This window comes from Streptomyces sp. NPDC091292, assembly GCF_044757265.1.
In the GTDB taxonomy this organism is placed as follows: Bacteria; Actinomycetota; Actinomycetes; order Streptomycetales; family Streptomycetaceae; genus Streptomyces.
Genome location: NZ_JBIVUQ010000001.1, coordinates 641810 through 657346 on the forward strand (window position 1 = coordinate 641810; position 15537 = coordinate 657346).

Here is a 15537-nt window from a genome sequence, read left to right on the forward strand (position 1 = left end):
TCGGGGGGTGCGCGGGGCACGGGTGAGCCGGAGGGGAAAGTTCTGTCGGAGGTGGGACGTTGGATGTCCGCCGCGCGTACCATGTGGCGCATGTCTGAGGAGCCGAAGAACTCCCGGGGGCGGCCCGCGCGCGAGCGGCGGGTGAGCAGCCAAATTCAGCGCGAGGTCATGCAGTTGATCCTCGACCAGGGGCTCAGACCGGGCACGCCGCTGCCCACCGAGACCGACCTCATGGACAGCCTCGGCGTCAGCCGCAACTCGGTGCGCGAAGCCCTCAAGGCGCTCCAGGCCCTGGACATCGTGGAGATCCGGCACGGCCACGGCACCTATGTCGGCGAGGTCTCCCTCACTCCCCTGGTCGACGGCCTCACCTTCCGCGCCCTCGCCCAGGAGGCCGACGACACCCGGGCGCTCCTGGAGATCCTCCAGGTCAGGGAGGTTTTGGAGGCGGGCCTGATACGGCGGGTCGCCACCACCGTCACGGACGCCGAACTGGACGAGCTGGAAGGCATCGTCGTACGGATGGAGCAGGCGGGCCGTACGGGCGAGCCCTTCCCCGAACTCGACCGCGCCTTCCACGAGTTGCTGTACCAGTCCCTCGGCAACGCCCTCGTACCGCAACTGCTCGCCGCGTTCTGGAACGTCTTCTGGCGGGTCGCCGGAGTGCGCGGCTGGACGGAGGACCCCAAGCCCGCCCTCACCGTCCGCCGCCACCGCGACATCCTCACCGCGCTGCGCGCCCGCGACGTCGAGCAGGCGGAGCGCGCGATGGCGGACCACTTCCGGGGGATCGAATCACGGGCGGGCCGGGCGATGAGGGGCGTCGGATGAACGGTGGGAACGACCGGCTGGCGGGGCTCCGGTCGCGGCTGCGCGGCATCGGCTACGGAGGCGACTACAACCCGGAGCAGTGGGGCACCGATGTCCACGTCGAGGACATGAAGCTGATGCGGGAGGCCGGCGTCGACCTCGTCACGCTCGGCATCTTCGGCTGGGCCCGCTCCGAACCGGCCCCGGGCGCCTACGACTTCACGTGGCTGGACCCGCACATGGACCGGCTCGCGGAGGCGGGCGTCGCGGTGTCGCTGGCCACGATGACGGCGTCCCCGCCGCCCTGGCTGAGCCGGCTGCACCCCGAGATCCTGCCGGTGATGGAGGACGGCACCCGGCTGCACCCCGGCTCACGCCAGCACTGGTGCCCGTCGAGCCCGGTGTTCCGGGGCCAGGCGGTCCGCCTCGTCACCGAACTGGCCGACCGGTACGGGCACCACCCGGCGCTCGCCCTCTGGCACATCGGCAACGAGTACGGCTGCCACCTCTCGCGGCACTGCCACTGCGGGGTGTCCACGGAGGCGTTCCGCACCTGGCTGCGCGCCCGGTACGGCACGATCGACGCCCTCAACGACGCCTGGTCGACGGACTTCTGGTCCCAGCGGTACGCCTCCTTCGACGAGATCCGCACCCCGCGCACGGCACCGTCCTTCCGCAACCCGACCCAGCAACTCGACTACGCGGACTTCTCCTCGGACGAACTCCTCGCCTGCTACCAGGCCGAGAGGGAAATCCTGGGCCGCATGACCCCGGAGGTGCCGGTGACGACGAACTTCGTCCCGGTGGCGAAGGCGCTCGACCTCTTCAAATGGGCCGGGTCGATGGACATCGTGTCGTACGACTCGTACCCGGACCCGCACGACCCGGACTCCTTCCACCGGACGGCCTTCTCGTACGACGTGATGCGCGGCCTCAAGGACGGCCGCCCCTGGCTGCTGCTCGAACAGGCACCCTCGGCGGTCAACTGGCGTGCGGTGAACGGCCGTAAGCCGCCCGGCCGGATGCGCCTCGACACCTGGCAGGCGGTGGCGCACGGCGCGGACGCGGCCCTGTTCTTCCAGTGGCGCCAGTCGCGCGGCGGCGCCGAGAAGTACCACTCGGCGATGGTGCCGCACGGCGGCAGGGACACCCGGATCTTCCGTGAAGTGGCCGAACTGGGGGCGGAGTTGGGGGCGGCCGATGATCTGCTCGGCTCTGTCCCGCTCCGGGCGGACGCGGCCCTCCTCCTGGACTGGCGCAGTTGGTGGGCCTTGGAACTGGACGCGCACCCGAGCGCGAAGGTGACGATGCTGGACGCGGCGCTGGCCCACCACCGACCCCTGTACGAGGCGTCGGTGGCGTGCGACGTGGTCTCGGTGGGGTCGGACTTCACCGCCTACAAGCTGCTGTTGATCCCGAACCTGTACGCGGTGAGCGAGGAGACGGCGGCGCGGATCCGTCGTTACGTGGACGGCGGCGGCACGGTCCTGATGTCGTACTTCTCAGGCATCACCGACGAACACGACCGGGTCCACCTCGGGGGCTACCCGGCCCCCTTCCGCACACTGCTCGGCCTGACGGTGGAGGAGTTTGCCCCGCGCGCGGACGGCCGCTGGGAGGAGATCATCCGCGTGGAGGGCGCGGAGGTGGTGCGGCGCCTGGGCTCCGGAGGCGGTCCGGCGGTGACCCGGCATGCGTACGGGCGGGGAACGGCGTGGTACGTGGGTACGGACCTGCCCGCACCGGACATGCGATCCCTGATGGACCGGGTCCGCGCCGAAACGGGCGTACGCCCCACTCTCCCGAACCTCGCCCCGGGCACCCAGGCGAGGACCCGGGTGACGGCGGACGGCACGAGGATTCATGTGGTGCTGCCGCTGTCACCGGAGGGGGTGGATGCTGAGACCGGGGGAGTGGAGATCCTGCGGACGGAGGGGTGAGGGGGGTGTTCCATTTGTCGATGACGCCGCCGAGCCGGCGTACCGGATGGGGTTTCGCACCGGTCGCTCTGGAGGACGGTGACGAGTACTGGCTGCTGGTGATGAGCGTGTGCGATCTGCTGGAGCAGACCGACTGCCGGTTCCGGATCGGGGGGTTCGGGGACGACGCGTGGGTCTTCGACATCCGGTACGACACCTCCGTACTGCTGGAGCACCTGCCCGAACTGCTGGACCACCTGGGCCGGGGCGAGCCGTTCGAGGTGGACCTCGCCAGTCAGGGTGTGGAACGTACGCTGACGTTCTCGCCGGCCGGAACCGACATCGAGATCGCGTGCGCCTCCCGCACGTCATGGGTCCCCGATCCGGCCGTGGAATCCCTTCCCGGGGACCGGTTGCTGACGATGCTGACGGACCTGGCCCACGCCTTCGCCGAGTCGGCGGAAGCCGTGGCGCCGGAGGTGGCCCGGCTCCCGCCCTGGTGCGGGTGGTTGGGCTTGGAGCGTTAGTTCCAGTTGTCGATTTTGGTGTCGTGGGGGTCCGGGGCGCCCTTGCCCGTTTCGATGAGGGACTTGAGACTCATCAGGAAGAGGGCCCACTTGGTGCTGCAGTGGTGCATGAACTCCACCGGCTCCTTCCAGCCCTGGTGTTTGAACAGGACGACGGTGTAGTCGTCGGCCTGAGCGAGGTCCCAGTACACATGGGTGCCGATCCACTCCTCGGGCCCGTCGACCACCTCCCACACCACGCGCTTGTCCGGGGCCAGTTCGAGGACCTTCATGTCGAACCCGCCGGCCCCGAACCGGAAGGCGAGGACACCGCCGACGCGGTCGCCTTCGCCGTGGGTGTCGGTGGTCCACCAGCCGGCGAGGCCGTCGGGGGTGGTCAGGGCGGTGTAGACGTCGGCGACGGGTGCGGCGATGCCGACCCTGTGCAGAATGTCGACCATGATCGACCCTTCTTTCGTGTGTGGGGTCTAGGTGTGGGGTTGCTGTGTGTCACGTTGCTGGATGGCTTCGGCGATGCGCTTGATGCGCTGGAGCCTGGCGTCCCAGGCCGCGCCCACGGAGGACAACTGGGCGACCGCGCGAGCGAGTTGCGCCTCGTCCACCCGGTATCTCCGCTCACGCCCTGCGGGCGTCGCGTACACGAGGCCGACGCGGTCGAGCACGCCGAGGTGTTTCGCGATGGCCTGCCGCGTCACGGGCAGGTGCTCGCTGAGGCTGGTGGCCGTGCCGTGGCCGTCCGCCAGCAGCAGATCGAGCATCCGCCGACGGGTCGGATCCCCGACCGCCGACCACAGGTCGTCGTCCACGGCGGTGGTCACGGGTTCGACACCAGCCGTGCGATGTAGGCGCCGAGCCGGGGAATGAAGGTGTCCCAGCCGACGATGTGCTCGCCGTAGTACTCCTCCAGCTTCGCCGCCTCCCAGCCCATCTCGCGGAACCCGGTCTCGGTGAGCCGGATTCTGGTGCCGGTGCCCGAAGGGGTGAGTTCGAAGGTGATGAGGAGCGACTGCGCGGAGTCGTCCACCTTGCCGTCGGGGTAGCCCCAGCGGAACGAGAACAGATGGGGCGGCTCGGCCTTCACGACGTGGATGGGCTGGACGTTGGCCCGTTCCCCCCAGACAAGCTCCCCGACGGCACCGGGCACCGCCTCGACCTGAGCCTCATCGGCCCACCACTCGGCGATGTGCTCGGGCCGACTGACCACCTCGAAGACGACATTGGGCGATGCCTCGACATGAATCTCCCGCTCGATACTCCCGTACTCCATACGCGTCACCCGTCTCCCTGACCTTTCCTACGCGATACGCAATGTTCGGTTGCACCTCACGTTAATCGACCGGGACCTGTCGTGCAACTTTTGGTTGCGAATGGCTGGTGGGGGCGGGAAGGTGCTGTTGGTCAGCGCCACGGGAAACACGACGACGCGGCCGGGCGTGAAGGCCGCTCAGACCCTGAAATGGAACAGCGAGGGCAAGTTGGCCTCCACGACGGAGGCCACGGCGACGACGGACTATCTGTACGACGCCAATGGTGAGCTGCTGATCCGGCGGGCCAAGGGCGACGGCGACACGATCCTGTATCTCGGCGGTCAGGAGGTCCGCCTCACCACCAAGGGCACGACGAAGACACTGTCCGGCACGCGCTACTACGTGGCCAACGGCCAGACCGTCGCGGTTCGTACGGCGACGGTGGGTACGACCGGCACGAAGCTCGCCTTCCTGGCGGCGGACCACCACGGCACGTCGAGCCTCGTACTCGACGCCACGACGTACGCGATCACGAAGCGGTACACGACACCGTTCGGCGCCCCGAGGGGCACAAAGCCCACGACCTGGCCGGACGACAAGTCCTTCCTGGGCAAGCCGGTAGACGCGACCACGGGCCTGACCCACGTGGGCGCCCGAGAATACGACCCGGGAATCGGCCAGTTCATCAGCGTGGACCCGATCCTGACGCTGGACCAACACCAGTCCCTGAACGGCTACAGCTACGCCAACAACACCCCGGTCACGTCGAGCGACCCCACGGGTCTCCAAATGCCGGCGGACCAGGGCCCACACGACCCCCCGACGAACACACTCCCTGGCAGCGACAACTGCTATACGGGCAACCTTTCAGCGAGTTGCGGCGGCATTTCGGGCGGCGGATCAACTGGAAGCGGAACGGGTACCGCTCCGGCCGGCAGCGATGGTTATGTACAGCAGAGCGATGAATCCGGTGGGTGCGGGTTCTGGGATGTCCGGTGCGGATGGAATCAGCTTTGGAAGACTGACTGTGGTTTCTGGGACGTTCGCTGTGGCGTAAAAGAAAATGCGCAGGCATGGAAGAATGCTGTCGTTGCTCTGTCCCCGATTGAGGATGGAAAAAAGTGCGTCAGTGAGCATGAGTTGTCTTCGTGTGGCTGGTTGATGGCCGGGTTTCTGCCCCTAGGGAAGCTCAAGGCACTGGCGAAGGCACTCGACAAGGGCGAGGATGCCGCGAAGGCGGCTCAGATCGCTGGACGCGGAATCACGTTGACGGGAAAGGTGAAGTATGGGGAGGGGCATCTAAGTCAAGCTGTTCAGTTGCAGCGTCTGATTGCAAAGGATAAAAACGGAAATTATGCGTCAGCGTTGCTCAAGGACGGGACGGTCATTGTCGCGCGATCGGGTGGAGGGCCGCACGCCGAGGAGAAGCTTCTTGATGCCGCAGGGGATAGGATTGTGGCAGTCTACTCCGAACGGCAACCTTGTAACGGTTCGCATAATTGTGCCAAGAAATTGAGCGATGCAGGCATAGGGAATATTAGCTGGTCGTTTGATTGGAGTTCGGACAAAGCGGTGCAGAGGAAGGCCACGAGCGACCTTGCCGACGCAGTCAATAAACTGTTCAATCGCTAGAACGAGTGGGCCCGTAGCTGGGTCGAGAGGTAAGGCGAGTGTCGATGTTGAGAATTGGGGACATGGAATGAAATATGAACTCACTGAAGTGAGGTCATCGGGCGGGGAGGCGTCGATCGAGGTTCCTCGGGAGTTCTTTGGGTATGTGGCCCGAGATGTGATTGAGGTGATTATTGACAGTGGCGGGGAAGTGCTGTTGGAATTCTGGCATCTGGGCGAGGATGTTCGGGTGTACGTTCAGCAGCGCACAGGGAAAGTGCTCGCTGGCCCCGGTCCAAGTGACTTGGTTTTCGCTAACTCATCCATCAGTCAGTTCAATAGGTGCGTGCAATCTCTGACGGCGCGCTACCCGTTTGCTGCGGAGGATGCGGAACCTGAGGAGTGGGCGCTTGCGGCCTTGGAGGTCGAAAAGATTGTCCATGCAATCGACCCTCCCGCGGCTGACGACGGCACATTCTGGAGCGATTTCGAGGCAGAGGTCTCGATGGGCGACTACATCTAGTGCCGTACCCTGTCCAGACGTCAGAGGATGTTGGCTGCCGGTCATTGGCCCCCCACTCCGTCCCAGCACCCCCCCGCCATACGCGACAATGACCCCATGAGCCTGTTCCGGGACGACGGTGTCGTGCTGCGGACTCAGAAGTTGGGTGAGGCCGATCGCATCATCACGCTGCTGACCCGTGGGCACGGGCGGGTGCGTGCCGTGGCGCGCGGGGTGCGGCGGACCAAGTCCAAGTTCGGGGCCCGGCTCGAACCCTTCTCCCACGTCGACGTGCAGTTCTTCGCGCGCGGGAGCGAGCTGATCGGGCGCGGGCTGCCCCTGTGCACGCAGAGCGAGACCATCGCTCCCTACGGTGGCGACATCGTCACCGACTACGCCCGCTACACCGCCGGCACCGCCATGCTGGAGACCGCCGAGCGGTTCACCGATCATGAAGGGGAGCCCGCCGTGCAGCAGTACTTGCTGCTGGTCGGCGGGCTTCGTACCCTTGCCCGAGGTGAGCACGAACCCCATCTCGTACTCGATGCCTTCCTGCTCCGCTCCCTGGCCGTCAACGGCTACGCCCCCAGCTTCGGCGACTGCGCCAAGTGCGGAATGCCCGGACCCAACCGTTTCTTCTCGGTCGCCGCGGGCGGTTGTGTCTGCGGTGACTGCCGGGTGCCCGGCAGCGTCGTACCCTCACCAGGGGCCCTCGAACTGCTCGGGGCCCTGCTGACAGGGGACTGGGTCACGGCCGACGCGTGCGAACCGCGGTACGTCCGTGAAGGCAGCGGGCTGGTGTCGGCATATCTGCACTGGCATCTGGAGCGCGGCCTGCGCTCCCTGCGGTACGTGGAGAAAAGCTGAAGATGAGCTAGAGAACCAAGACGTCAGAGCAGAGCTTAGGAGAGCTGTTCACCATGGCACGACGCGGAATCCTCGGACGGTCCCGCCCCGAGTACAAGACGCCCGACCCGCACCCCTCGGGCGCCCGACCGCCGAAGATTCCCGGCGAACTGGTCCCGCAGCACGTCGCCGTCGTCATGGACGGCAACGGGCGGTGGGCGAAGGAGCGCGGCCTTCCCCGTACCGAAGGGCACACGGTCGGCGAGGCCGTCGTGCTCGACGTCGTCAAGGGGTGCCTGGAGATGGGCGTCAAGAACATCTCCCTGTACGCCTTCTCCACCGAGAACTGGAAGCGCTCGCCCGACGAGGTCCGCTTCCTCATGAACTTCAACCGTGACGTCATCCGCCGCCGCCGCGACGAGATGGACGAGATGGGTATCCGTATCCGCTGGGTCGGCCGGATGCCCAAGCTGTGGAAGTCCGTCATCCAGGAGCTTCAGGTCGCCCAGGAGCAGACCAAGGACAACGACGCCCTGACGCTGTACTTCTGCGTCAACTACGGCGGCCGGGCCGAAATCGCCGACGCCGCCCAGGCCCTGGCCCGCGATGTCGCCGCCGGAAAGCTCGACCCGGACAAGGTGAACGAGAAGACCTTCGCCAAGTACCTGTACTACCCGGACATGCCGGACGTCGACCTGTTCCTGCGGCCCAGCGGCGAGATGCGCACCTCCAACTTCCTGAACTGGCAGAGCAGTTACGCCGAGATGGTCTTCCAGGACGTGCTCTGGCCCGACTTCGACCGCCGTGACCTCTGGCGCGCCTGCCTCGAATACGCCTCGCGCGACCGCCGCTTCGGCGGCGCCATCCCCAACGAGCAGCAGGAACCGAGCCCCGGGGACGCGGGCTGATCCGTCACCCGTACAGCGCCCGTACAGAGCGACAGGGGCCCGTGCCGCATGGCACGGGCCCCTGTCCCTCTCAAGAGTCCTCCTCAAGAGTCCGCTAACGCGCCGCCTCCGCGGCCCCCGCCCCCGCACACTCCGCACACGTCCCGAAGATCTCCACCGTGTGCGCCACGTTCACGAAACCGTGGTCCGCCGCGATGGCCTCCGCCCACTTCTCGACCGCCGGGCCCTCGACCTCGACGGCCTTGCCGCAGAGCCGGCAGACCAGGTGGTGGTGGTGTTCGCCGGTGGAGCAGCGGCGGTAGACCGCCTCGCCGTCGGAGGTGCGCAGGACGTCGACCTCGCCGGCGTCGGCGAGGGACTGGAGCGTGCGGTAGACCGTGGTCAGGCCCACCGAGTCGCCCTTGTGCTTGAGCATGTCGTGCAGCTCCTGAGCGCTGCGGAACTCATCCACGTCGTCGAGCGCCGCCGCCACGGCCGCGCGCTGGCGGGTCGACCTGCCTCGAACCGGGGCTGTCACGATGGCCTCCTCATGTCTCCTGCCCGGCCATTGTGCCAGGCCCGGGTAGTCGGAGTGTCGTACGTCGCCCCCCACCCGCTCAGCCGCGGGACGTCGGCACCACGGAATCGTCGACTTCGATCCGACCAAGGCCGGGCGCGGTGCCGGACCCCGTACCCGGAATCGCGCACTCCGTCGGATCGGCGGCTGCGCCGCCCCCGCCACCGCCCCCCGCCGCCTCGGCCGCCGCCAGCGCTCTCGCCCGGCGCCGCGCCACCGGCGTGGCAAGCAGCGTCAGCGCGATGAACACCGCGATGGTCAGCAGCACGATCGTCGCGCCGGGCGGCACGTCCTGGTAGTACGAGGTGACCGTGCCGCCCAGCGTCACCGCGACACCGATCGCCACCGCGATCGCGAAGGTCGCCGCGAAACTGCGGCTGAGCTGCTGCGCCGCCGCCACCGGCACCACCATCAGCGCGCTCACCAGGAGCAGCCCGACGACCCGCATCGCGACGGTGACGGTCACGGCGGCGGTCACCGCGGTCAGCAGGTTCAGGGCGCGCACCGGCAGCCCGGTGACCCGCGCGAACTCCTCGTCCTGGCTGACGGCGAACAGTTGCCGCCGCAGACCCAGCGTGACGGCGACGACGAAGGCCGCGAGCAGGCAGATCGCGAGGACGTCCTCCTCGGACACCGTCGAAAGCGAGCCGAAGAGGTACGAGCTGAGGTTCGCGTTCGAGCCGCCAGGCGCGAGGTTGATGAACATCACGCCGCCCGCCATACCGCCGTAGAACAGCATCGCCAGCGCGATGTCGCCGCGCGTCCTGCCGTACCAGCGGATCAGCTCCATGATCACGGCGCCGAGCACCGCGACGGCCGTCGCCATCCACACCGGGTTGGCGGAGAGCAGGAAGCCGAGGCCGACGCCGGTCATCGCGACATGGCCGATGCCGTCGCCCATCAGGGCCTGGCGGCGCTGGACGAGGTAGATGCCGACGGCGGGCGCGGTGATGCCGACGAGGACGGCGGCGAGCAGGGCCCGCTGCATGAAGGCGTAGTTCAGGATCTCCATGGCGGGTCCTCAGCTCAGCAGGCCGGTACGGACCGGCTGCGCGTCGGCGGTGTGCGGGTGGACGTGGTCGTGGCCGGGGAGGGCGTGCTGACCGACGGCGTGCGGTGGTGGGCCGTCGTGCAGGACGCAGCCGTCGCGCAGCACCACCGCGCGGTCGATCAGCGGCTCCAGGGGGCCGAGTTCGTGGAGTACGAGCAGGACGGAGGCGCCGGACGCGACCTGCTCGCGCAGGGTCGCCGCGAGGACTTCCTGACTCGCCAGGTCGACGCCCGCCATCGGCTCGTCCATGATCAGCAGCTCGGGTACGGAGGCGAGCGCGCGGGCGATCAGGACGCGCTGGTGCTGGCCGCCGGAGAGGGCGTTCACGGAGTCCTTGGCGCGGTCCGCCAGACCGACCAGGTCCAGGGCGCGCCGTACGGCCTCGCGGTCCGCCTTGCGCAGGACGCCGAAGCGGGCGCGGGACAGCCGTCCGGAGGACACGACCTCGGTGACCGTCGCGGGCACACCGCCGGCCGCGGTGGTGCGCTGCGGTACGTAGCCGACGCGGGACCAGTCGCGGAAGCGGGGGCGCGGGGTGCCGAACAGCTCGATCGTGCCGCCGGTGACCGGGACCTGGCCGATGATCGTGCGGATCGCGGTCGACTTGCCGGAGCCGTTCGCGCCGAGCAGGGCGACGACCTCACCGCGGTGCACGGTGAGGTCGATCCCGCGCAGCACGGGGCGCGCGCCCAGCTCCGCCGTGACCTTGCGCAGGGCCACGACGGGCTCGTCGCGCTCCGCTATGCCCGGCTCCCCGGTGTTGTCGCCCATGGCTCGCGCCCTCCTTGTTCCCGTGCTCCGGCGTTCCCGTACTCCGGCGTTCCCGTGTTCCGGCGTTTCCGTGTTCCGGCTACTTCGCGCCGAGTGCCGTCCGCAGCGCCGCCAGGTTGGATTCCATGACCTGGAAGTAGTCGCTGCCCTTGGACTTGTCGGTGATGCCTTCGAGCGGGTCGAGTACATCAGTCTTCAACTTGGCGTCGTTCGCCAGGGTCTTCGCGGTCTTGTCGGAGACGAGCGTCTCGTAGAAGACGGTGGTCACGCCGTCCGCCTTCGCCATCTTCTGGAGGTCCTTGACCCGGGCGGCGCTCGGCTCACTCTCGGGGTCGAGACCGCTGATGGCCTCCTCGGTGAGGCCGTAGCGCTCGGCGAGGTAGCCGAAGGCGGCGTGCGTGGTGATGAAGACCTTCGACGTGGTGTCCTTCAGGCCGTCCTTGAACTGCGTGTTCAGGCCGTCGAGCCGCTTGACCAGCGCATTCGTGTTCTTGCGGTACTCCGTCGCGTGGTCCGGGTCGGCCTTCTCCAGGGACTTGCCGACGCCCTGGGCGACCTCGCCGTACTTCACCGGGTCCAGCCAGATGTGGGGGTCGGTGCCGGCGCCCTCGGCGGAGTGGCCGTGGTCGTCGTGCTCCTCCGCGTGCCCGCCGACCTCGTCGCCGTGCTTCTCCAGCGTCGTGAGCGAGGCCGCGTCGACCTTGTTCTTGACGCCGGACTGCTGGACCGCGTCGTCCACGGCGGGCTGGAGGCCCTTGAGGTAGAGGAGGACGTCCGCCTCCTGGAGCTGGGCGGTCTGCCGCGCGCTGATCTCCAGGTCGTGCGGCTCCTGGCCGGGCTCGGTCAGGCTCGTGACGGCGACATGGCCCCCGCCGATCTCCTTGGCGAGGAACTCCAGGGGGTAGAACGACGCCACGACGTCGAGCTTCCCGCCGTTCGCGCCGTTCTTGCCGTCGCCGGTGTCCGACGTGGAGCAGGCGGAGAGGGCCCCGAGGCCCAGGGCGGTGGCCGCCGCGAGCGCGGTGCCGGATATGAGGCGTCGTCGTACGTTCATGGTTCCCATTTTCAACAAAACTGGAAACGATTGTCAATAAACGGCCGGATCACACTCTGATGACGGCCCTCCCGCCGACGGGCCCGTCGGTTGACCAATCGGTTGGCCAACCGGTTGGCCAACCGATTTGATCCGGGCCCCTCCGGCGCCGGTAACCTGAAGCATTCCGCTCTGAAGCATTCGCTTCGTCGTCGTCGTAATGAAGAGAGCACCGTGGCCGCCGACAAGATCGACACCATCGTCAGCCTGAGCAAGCGCCGTGGCTTCGTCTACCCGTGCAGCGAGATCTACGGCGGCCAGCGCGCCGCCTGGGACTACGGGCCGCTCGGCGTCGAGCTGAAGGAGAACATCAAGCGCCAGTGGTGGCGCTACATGGTCACGTCCCGCGAGGACGTCGTCGGTATCGACTCGTCGGTGATCCTGGCCACCGAGGTCTGGGAGGCCTCGGGCCACGTCGCCACCTTCACCGACCCGCTCACCGAGTGCACTTCCTGCCACAAGCGGTTCCGCGCGGACCACCTGGAGGAGTCGTACGAGGCCAAGCACGGCCACCTCCCCGCGAACGGCCTCGCCGACGTCAACTGCCCCCACTGCGGCAACAAGGGCCAGTTCACCGAGCCGAAGCAGTTCTCGGGCCTGCTCGCCACGCACCTCGGCCCCACCCAGGACAGCGGCTCCGTCGCGTATCTGCGGCCCGAGACGGCGCAGGGCATCTTCACCAACTTCGCCCAGGTGCAGCAGACTTCGCGCCGCAAGCCGCCGTTCGGCATCGCCCAGATGGGCAAGTCCTTCCGCAACGAGATCACGCCCGGCAACTTCATCTTCCGCACCCGCGAGTTCGAGCAGATGGAGATGGAGTTCTTCGTCAAGCCGGGCGAGGACGAGAAGTGGCAGGAGTACTGGATGGAGCAGCGCTGGAACTGGTACACCGGCCTCGGTCTGCGCGAGGAGAACATGCGCTGGTTCGAGCACCCGCAGGAGAAGCTCTCCCACTACTCCAAGCGCACCGCCGACATCGAGTACCGCTTCCGCTTCGGCGGCAGCGAGTGGGGTGAGCTGGAAGGCGTCGCCAACCGCACGGACTACGACCTCTCCGCGCACTCCAAGGCGTCGGGCCAGGACCTCTCCTACTTCGACCAGGAGGCGGGCGAGCGCTGGACCCCGTACGTCATCGAGCCCGCCGCCGGTGTCGGCCGCACCATGCTCGCCTTCCTGCTCGACGCGTACGTCGAGGACGAGGCGCCCAACGCCAAGGGCAAGATGGAGAAGCGCACGGTGCTGCGCCTCGACCCGCGCATCGCGCCCGTCAAGGTCGCCGTCCTGCCGCTGTCCCGCAACCCCGAGCTGTCGCCCAAGGCCAAGGGCCTGGCGACCGCGCTGCGCCAGCACTGGAACATCGACTTCGACGACGCGGGCGCCATCGGCCGCCGCTACCGCCGCCAGGACGAGATCGGTACGCCGTTCTGCGTGACCGTCGACTTCGACACCCTCGACGACAACGCGGTCACCGTCCGCGAGCGGGACTCGATGAAGCAGGAGCGGGTCTCCCTGGACCAGATCGAGGGCTACCTCGCGTCCCGGCTGATCGGCGCCTGATCATTTAGTCGTACGCGCGTACGACTGGCCGTACGACATCGGCCCCGGTTCCGTGGTGCGGAACCGGGGCCTTTCGCGTACGCGGGGTTCAGGGGCCGTGTCAGGCGGTGCGGCGGTCCCCGTCGCCGATGAGTGCCGTGATCGCGGCGACGGTCGCCGCCGGGTCGTCCACCTCCACGACCAGCCGTGCGTACTTCTCGTCCGCCAGCTCCACGACGATCACGTGGGCCGGGTCCCGGACGTCCCAGAACGACAGTCGGCCGCCGGAGCGGAACGAGCCGAGCGCGAGGACGCCCGGGACATAGGAGGAGACACCCCAGCGCAGCCCGGGGAAGGACCCGCCGGCGCGCTCGTCCGCGTACACGGCGCGCAGGTGCGCGCGCGGGACGACCAGCGGGCGCCACCGGCCGAGCAGCCGCGGCCGTCCTTCGACGCGGACCTCGATGCCGTCGGGGGTGATGTCGATACGGGCCATGGTGGGACCGTCCTTTCAGCAGGCGTCACATCCGGGTTATCGGGTCAGGTCACGTCGCGGCGCAGGGGCAGGGCGACGGCGAGGGCGGCTGCCGCGAGGGCGTACGCCGCCAGGACCGCCGCGCCGGACAGCGGGGACAGGGGCGCCGCCATCGTGAGGGAGGCGTCGGCTGCGGCCTCGCGGATCAGGGTGAAGTCGGTGAGCGCGGCGGTCGCGCCACCGGGGAGGTACGGGTACACGCGCCCCACACCGGGGATCAGCGCGAGCCCGTACTCGATCGAGTAGAGGTAGAGGCCGAGCGCGATCAGGGTCGTGGTCTGGTTGCGGATCAGCGCGCCGACGCCGACGCCTATGAGCGTGTACACGGCCATCGCGACGACCACGCGGAGCAGCAGCCCGGCGACCGTCCAGGCGTCGGCGTCGACTCCGCGTACAGCCAGGGCCGCGTACAGCCCGACCGCCGCCGATGCGGCCACGACCAGCCCGTACACCACGCCGGCCGCCGCGTGCACGAGCAGTTTCGCGGTGAGAACGGTGTGCCGGCGCGGTGCGAACAGGAACGTCGACGTGATCGTGGAGTGCCGGTACTCGGATGTCATCGCCGTCGCGCCGAACAGCGCCGGGACCATCACGGTCAGCGCGGGCAGGCCGAGTACCGTGCGCAGGCCCTCGTCGGTGCCGAGGGCGGGCAGCGGCGGGTCGAAGTTCTCCGGGCCGGTGAACGCCGTGAGGGCGGTCAGGCCGCCGCCGCAGACCAGCGCGGCGAGCAGCGCCCACTTCCACAGCGCGGTCGTCAGCAGCCGCAGGGACTCGGCGCGGACGAGCCGGCGCAACTCGACGGTTCTCATATGTGCCCCCTTTCCCTGTGCCCGCCTGTGGTGTGCCCGCCGGTGGCGTGCAGGAAGAGCTGTTCCAGGTCGGTGCCGTCCCGGGTCAGCTCGGCGACCGGGCCCTGCGCGACCAGCCGGCCGGAGTCGATGATGACGACGTCGTCCACCAACTGCTGTGTCTCGCCGAGCACATGGCTGGAGACCAGGACCGTGCGGCCCTCGGCGGCTAGGGAGCGCAGCAGGGTGCGGAGCCAGGCGATGCCGCGCGGGTCCAGGCCGTTGCCGGGTTCGTCCAGGACCAGGACCGGTGGGTCGGGGAGCAGCGCGGTGGCGAGACCGACGCGGCGCCGCATCCCCGTCGAGTAGCCACGGGCCGGCCGGTCCACGAACGGCCCGAGATCCAGCATCGCGATCAGCTCCTCGATCCGCCGCCCGTCGCAACCCGCCATCGCGCCGTACACCCGCAGGTGGTCGCGGCCGGTGCGGGCCGGGTGGAGGTGCGCGCTGTCGAGCAGCGCGCCGACCGTGCCGGGCGGGTCGGGCAGCTCCGCGTACCGCAGGCCGCCGATCGTGGCGGTGCCGGAGGTCGGGCGGACCAGGCCGAGGAGCATCCGCAGGGTGGTGGTCTTGCCCGCGCCGTTCGGGCCCAGGAAGCCGGTCACCGTGCCCGGGGCGGCGGTGAAGGTCAGGTCGGTGACGGCTTCGACGGTGCCGAAGCGCTTGGTGAGGCGGTGGGCCTCGATACGGATCGGGGGCCGGGGCACGGGCGCCTCCTCTCGACTGTGGCTGTCGGCGGTTGGCCATCTGTTCTACGACTTGTATAACAGCTATAGT

General features: G+C 68.6%; 18 protein-coding genes. 8 read left to right on the top strand and 10 right to left on the bottom strand.

Annotation, left to right across the window (positions count from 1 at the left end; genetic code table 11):
- Positions 1–81 precede the first annotated feature (81 nt).
- Genes ACIQNU_RS02900 through ACIQNU_RS02910 form a run of 3 tightly spaced genes read left to right on the top strand, consistent with a single transcriptional unit; the run spans position 82 to position 3256 of the window.
- The gene (locus ACIQNU_RS02900; protein ID WP_401362394.1) at positions 82–831 is read left to right on the top strand and encodes a FadR/GntR family transcriptional regulator; all 750 of its coding nucleotides are present in this window, start codon (positions 82–84) and stop codon (positions 829–831) included.
- Positions 828–2750, top strand: a complete 1923-nt coding sequence (locus tag ACIQNU_RS02905; RefSeq protein ID WP_401360212.1) for a beta-galactosidase — start codon at positions 828–830, stop codon at positions 2748–2750. The genes ACIQNU_RS02900 and ACIQNU_RS02905 overlap by 4 nt, the downstream gene beginning before the upstream one ends.
- A gap of 20 nt (positions 2751–2770) precedes the next feature.
- Positions 2771–3256, top strand: coding sequence for a hypothetical protein (locus ACIQNU_RS02910; RefSeq protein ID WP_401360215.1), 486 nt, complete (start codon positions 2771–2773; stop codon positions 3254–3256).
- Here ACIQNU_RS02910 and ACIQNU_RS02915 read toward each other — a convergent pair.
- From ACIQNU_RS02915 to ACIQNU_RS02925, 3 genes are read right to left on the bottom strand one after another with little or no spacing between them, the layout of a single operon-like run.
- Positions 3253–3696 (bottom strand): SRPBCC domain-containing protein, encoded by a 444-nt coding sequence (locus ACIQNU_RS02915; protein WP_401360218.1) that lies wholly within the window; start codon positions 3694–3696, stop codon positions 3253–3255. The two genes, ACIQNU_RS02910 and ACIQNU_RS02915, sit on opposite strands and share 4 nt — an antisense overlap.
- A gap of 27 nt (positions 3697–3723) precedes the next feature.
- Complete coding sequence (locus ACIQNU_RS02920; protein WP_401360221.1) at positions 3724–4074, bottom strand: ArsR/SmtB family transcription factor; 351 nt, start codon at positions 4072–4074, stop codon at positions 3724–3726.
- On the bottom strand, positions 4071–4523 hold the full coding sequence (locus ACIQNU_RS02925; RefSeq protein ID WP_401362397.1) for an SRPBCC domain-containing protein: 453 nt from the start codon (positions 4521–4523) through the stop codon (positions 4071–4073). Before ACIQNU_RS02925 ends, ACIQNU_RS02920 begins: the two co-directional genes overlap by 4 nt.
- Positions 4524–4644: 121 nt before the next feature.
- Here ACIQNU_RS02925 and ACIQNU_RS02930 point away from each other — a divergent pair, with 121 nt between their 5' ends.
- From ACIQNU_RS02930 to ACIQNU_RS02945, 4 genes are all read left to right on the top strand, one after another.
- Entirely contained in the window at positions 4645–6135 is a 1491-nt protein-coding gene (locus ACIQNU_RS02930) for an RHS repeat-associated core domain-containing protein (protein ID WP_401360224.1), read from the top strand.
- A gap of 67 nt (positions 6136–6202) precedes the next feature.
- The gene (locus ACIQNU_RS02935; protein ID WP_401360226.1) at positions 6203–6637 is read left to right on the top strand and encodes an SUKH-4 family immunity protein; all 435 of its coding nucleotides are present in this window, start codon (positions 6203–6205) and stop codon (positions 6635–6637) included.
- Between the two features lie 96 nt (positions 6638–6733).
- Complete coding sequence (gene recO, locus ACIQNU_RS02940; protein WP_401360228.1) at positions 6734–7483, top strand: DNA repair protein RecO; 750 nt, start codon at positions 6734–6736, stop codon at positions 7481–7483.
- Positions 7484–7536: 53 nt separating this feature from the next.
- Positions 7537–8370, top strand: coding sequence for an isoprenyl transferase (locus tag ACIQNU_RS02945; RefSeq protein ID WP_401360231.1), 834 nt, complete (start codon positions 7537–7539; stop codon positions 8368–8370).
- A 94-nt stretch (positions 8371–8464) separates the two neighbouring features.
- Here ACIQNU_RS02945 and ACIQNU_RS02950 read toward each other — a convergent pair whose 3' ends face one another.
- The 4 genes from ACIQNU_RS02950 to ACIQNU_RS02965 all read right to left on the bottom strand — a co-directional run bounded on the left by ACIQNU_RS02950 (position 8465) and on the right by ACIQNU_RS02965 (position 11802).
- Positions 8465–8890 (bottom strand): transcriptional repressor, encoded by a 426-nt coding sequence (locus ACIQNU_RS02950; protein WP_401362400.1) that lies wholly within the window; start codon positions 8888–8890, stop codon positions 8465–8467.
- Positions 8891–8966: 76 nt separating this feature from the next.
- Positions 8967–9938: a metal ABC transporter permease gene (locus ACIQNU_RS02955; RefSeq protein WP_401360233.1), complete on the bottom strand. Its 972-nt coding sequence runs from the start codon at positions 9936–9938 to the stop codon at positions 8967–8969.
- 9 nt (positions 9939–9947) lie between these two features.
- Positions 9948–10748 carry a metal ABC transporter ATP-binding protein gene (locus ACIQNU_RS02960; RefSeq protein ID WP_401360236.1) on the bottom strand — a complete coding sequence of 267 codons (801 nt, stop codon included), beginning with the start codon at positions 10746–10748 and terminating at the stop codon, positions 9948–9950.
- A gap of 79 nt (positions 10749–10827) precedes the next feature.
- On the bottom strand, positions 10828–11802 hold the full coding sequence (locus ACIQNU_RS02965; RefSeq protein WP_401360238.1) for a metal ABC transporter substrate-binding protein: 975 nt from the start codon (positions 11800–11802) through the stop codon (positions 10828–10830).
- 213 nt (positions 11803–12015) lie between these two features.
- Between ACIQNU_RS02965 and ACIQNU_RS02970 the strand changes: the two genes are divergently transcribed.
- Positions 12016–13398, top strand: coding sequence for a glycine--tRNA ligase (locus ACIQNU_RS02970; protein ID WP_401360240.1), 1383 nt, complete (start codon positions 12016–12018; stop codon positions 13396–13398).
- Positions 13399–13498: 100 nt separating this feature from the next.
- Here ACIQNU_RS02970 and ACIQNU_RS02975 read toward each other — a convergent pair whose 3' ends face one another.
- The 3 genes from ACIQNU_RS02975 to ACIQNU_RS02985 are packed head-to-tail and all read right to left on the bottom strand — an operon-like array spanning position 13499 to position 15467.
- A complete protein-coding gene (locus ACIQNU_RS02975) occupies positions 13499–13873 on the bottom strand; it encodes a hypothetical protein (protein ID WP_401360243.1) in 375 nt (124 codons plus the stop codon).
- 44 nt (positions 13874–13917) lie between these two features.
- Positions 13918–14721, bottom strand: coding sequence for an ABC transporter permease (locus tag ACIQNU_RS02980; RefSeq protein ID WP_401360246.1), 804 nt, complete (start codon positions 14719–14721; stop codon positions 13918–13920).
- Complete coding sequence (locus ACIQNU_RS02985; protein ID WP_401360248.1) at positions 14718–15467, bottom strand: ABC transporter ATP-binding protein; 750 nt, start codon at positions 15465–15467, stop codon at positions 14718–14720. The genes ACIQNU_RS02980 and ACIQNU_RS02985 overlap by 4 nt, the downstream gene beginning before the upstream one ends.
- Between the last annotated feature and the right edge of the window lie 70 nt (positions 15468–15537).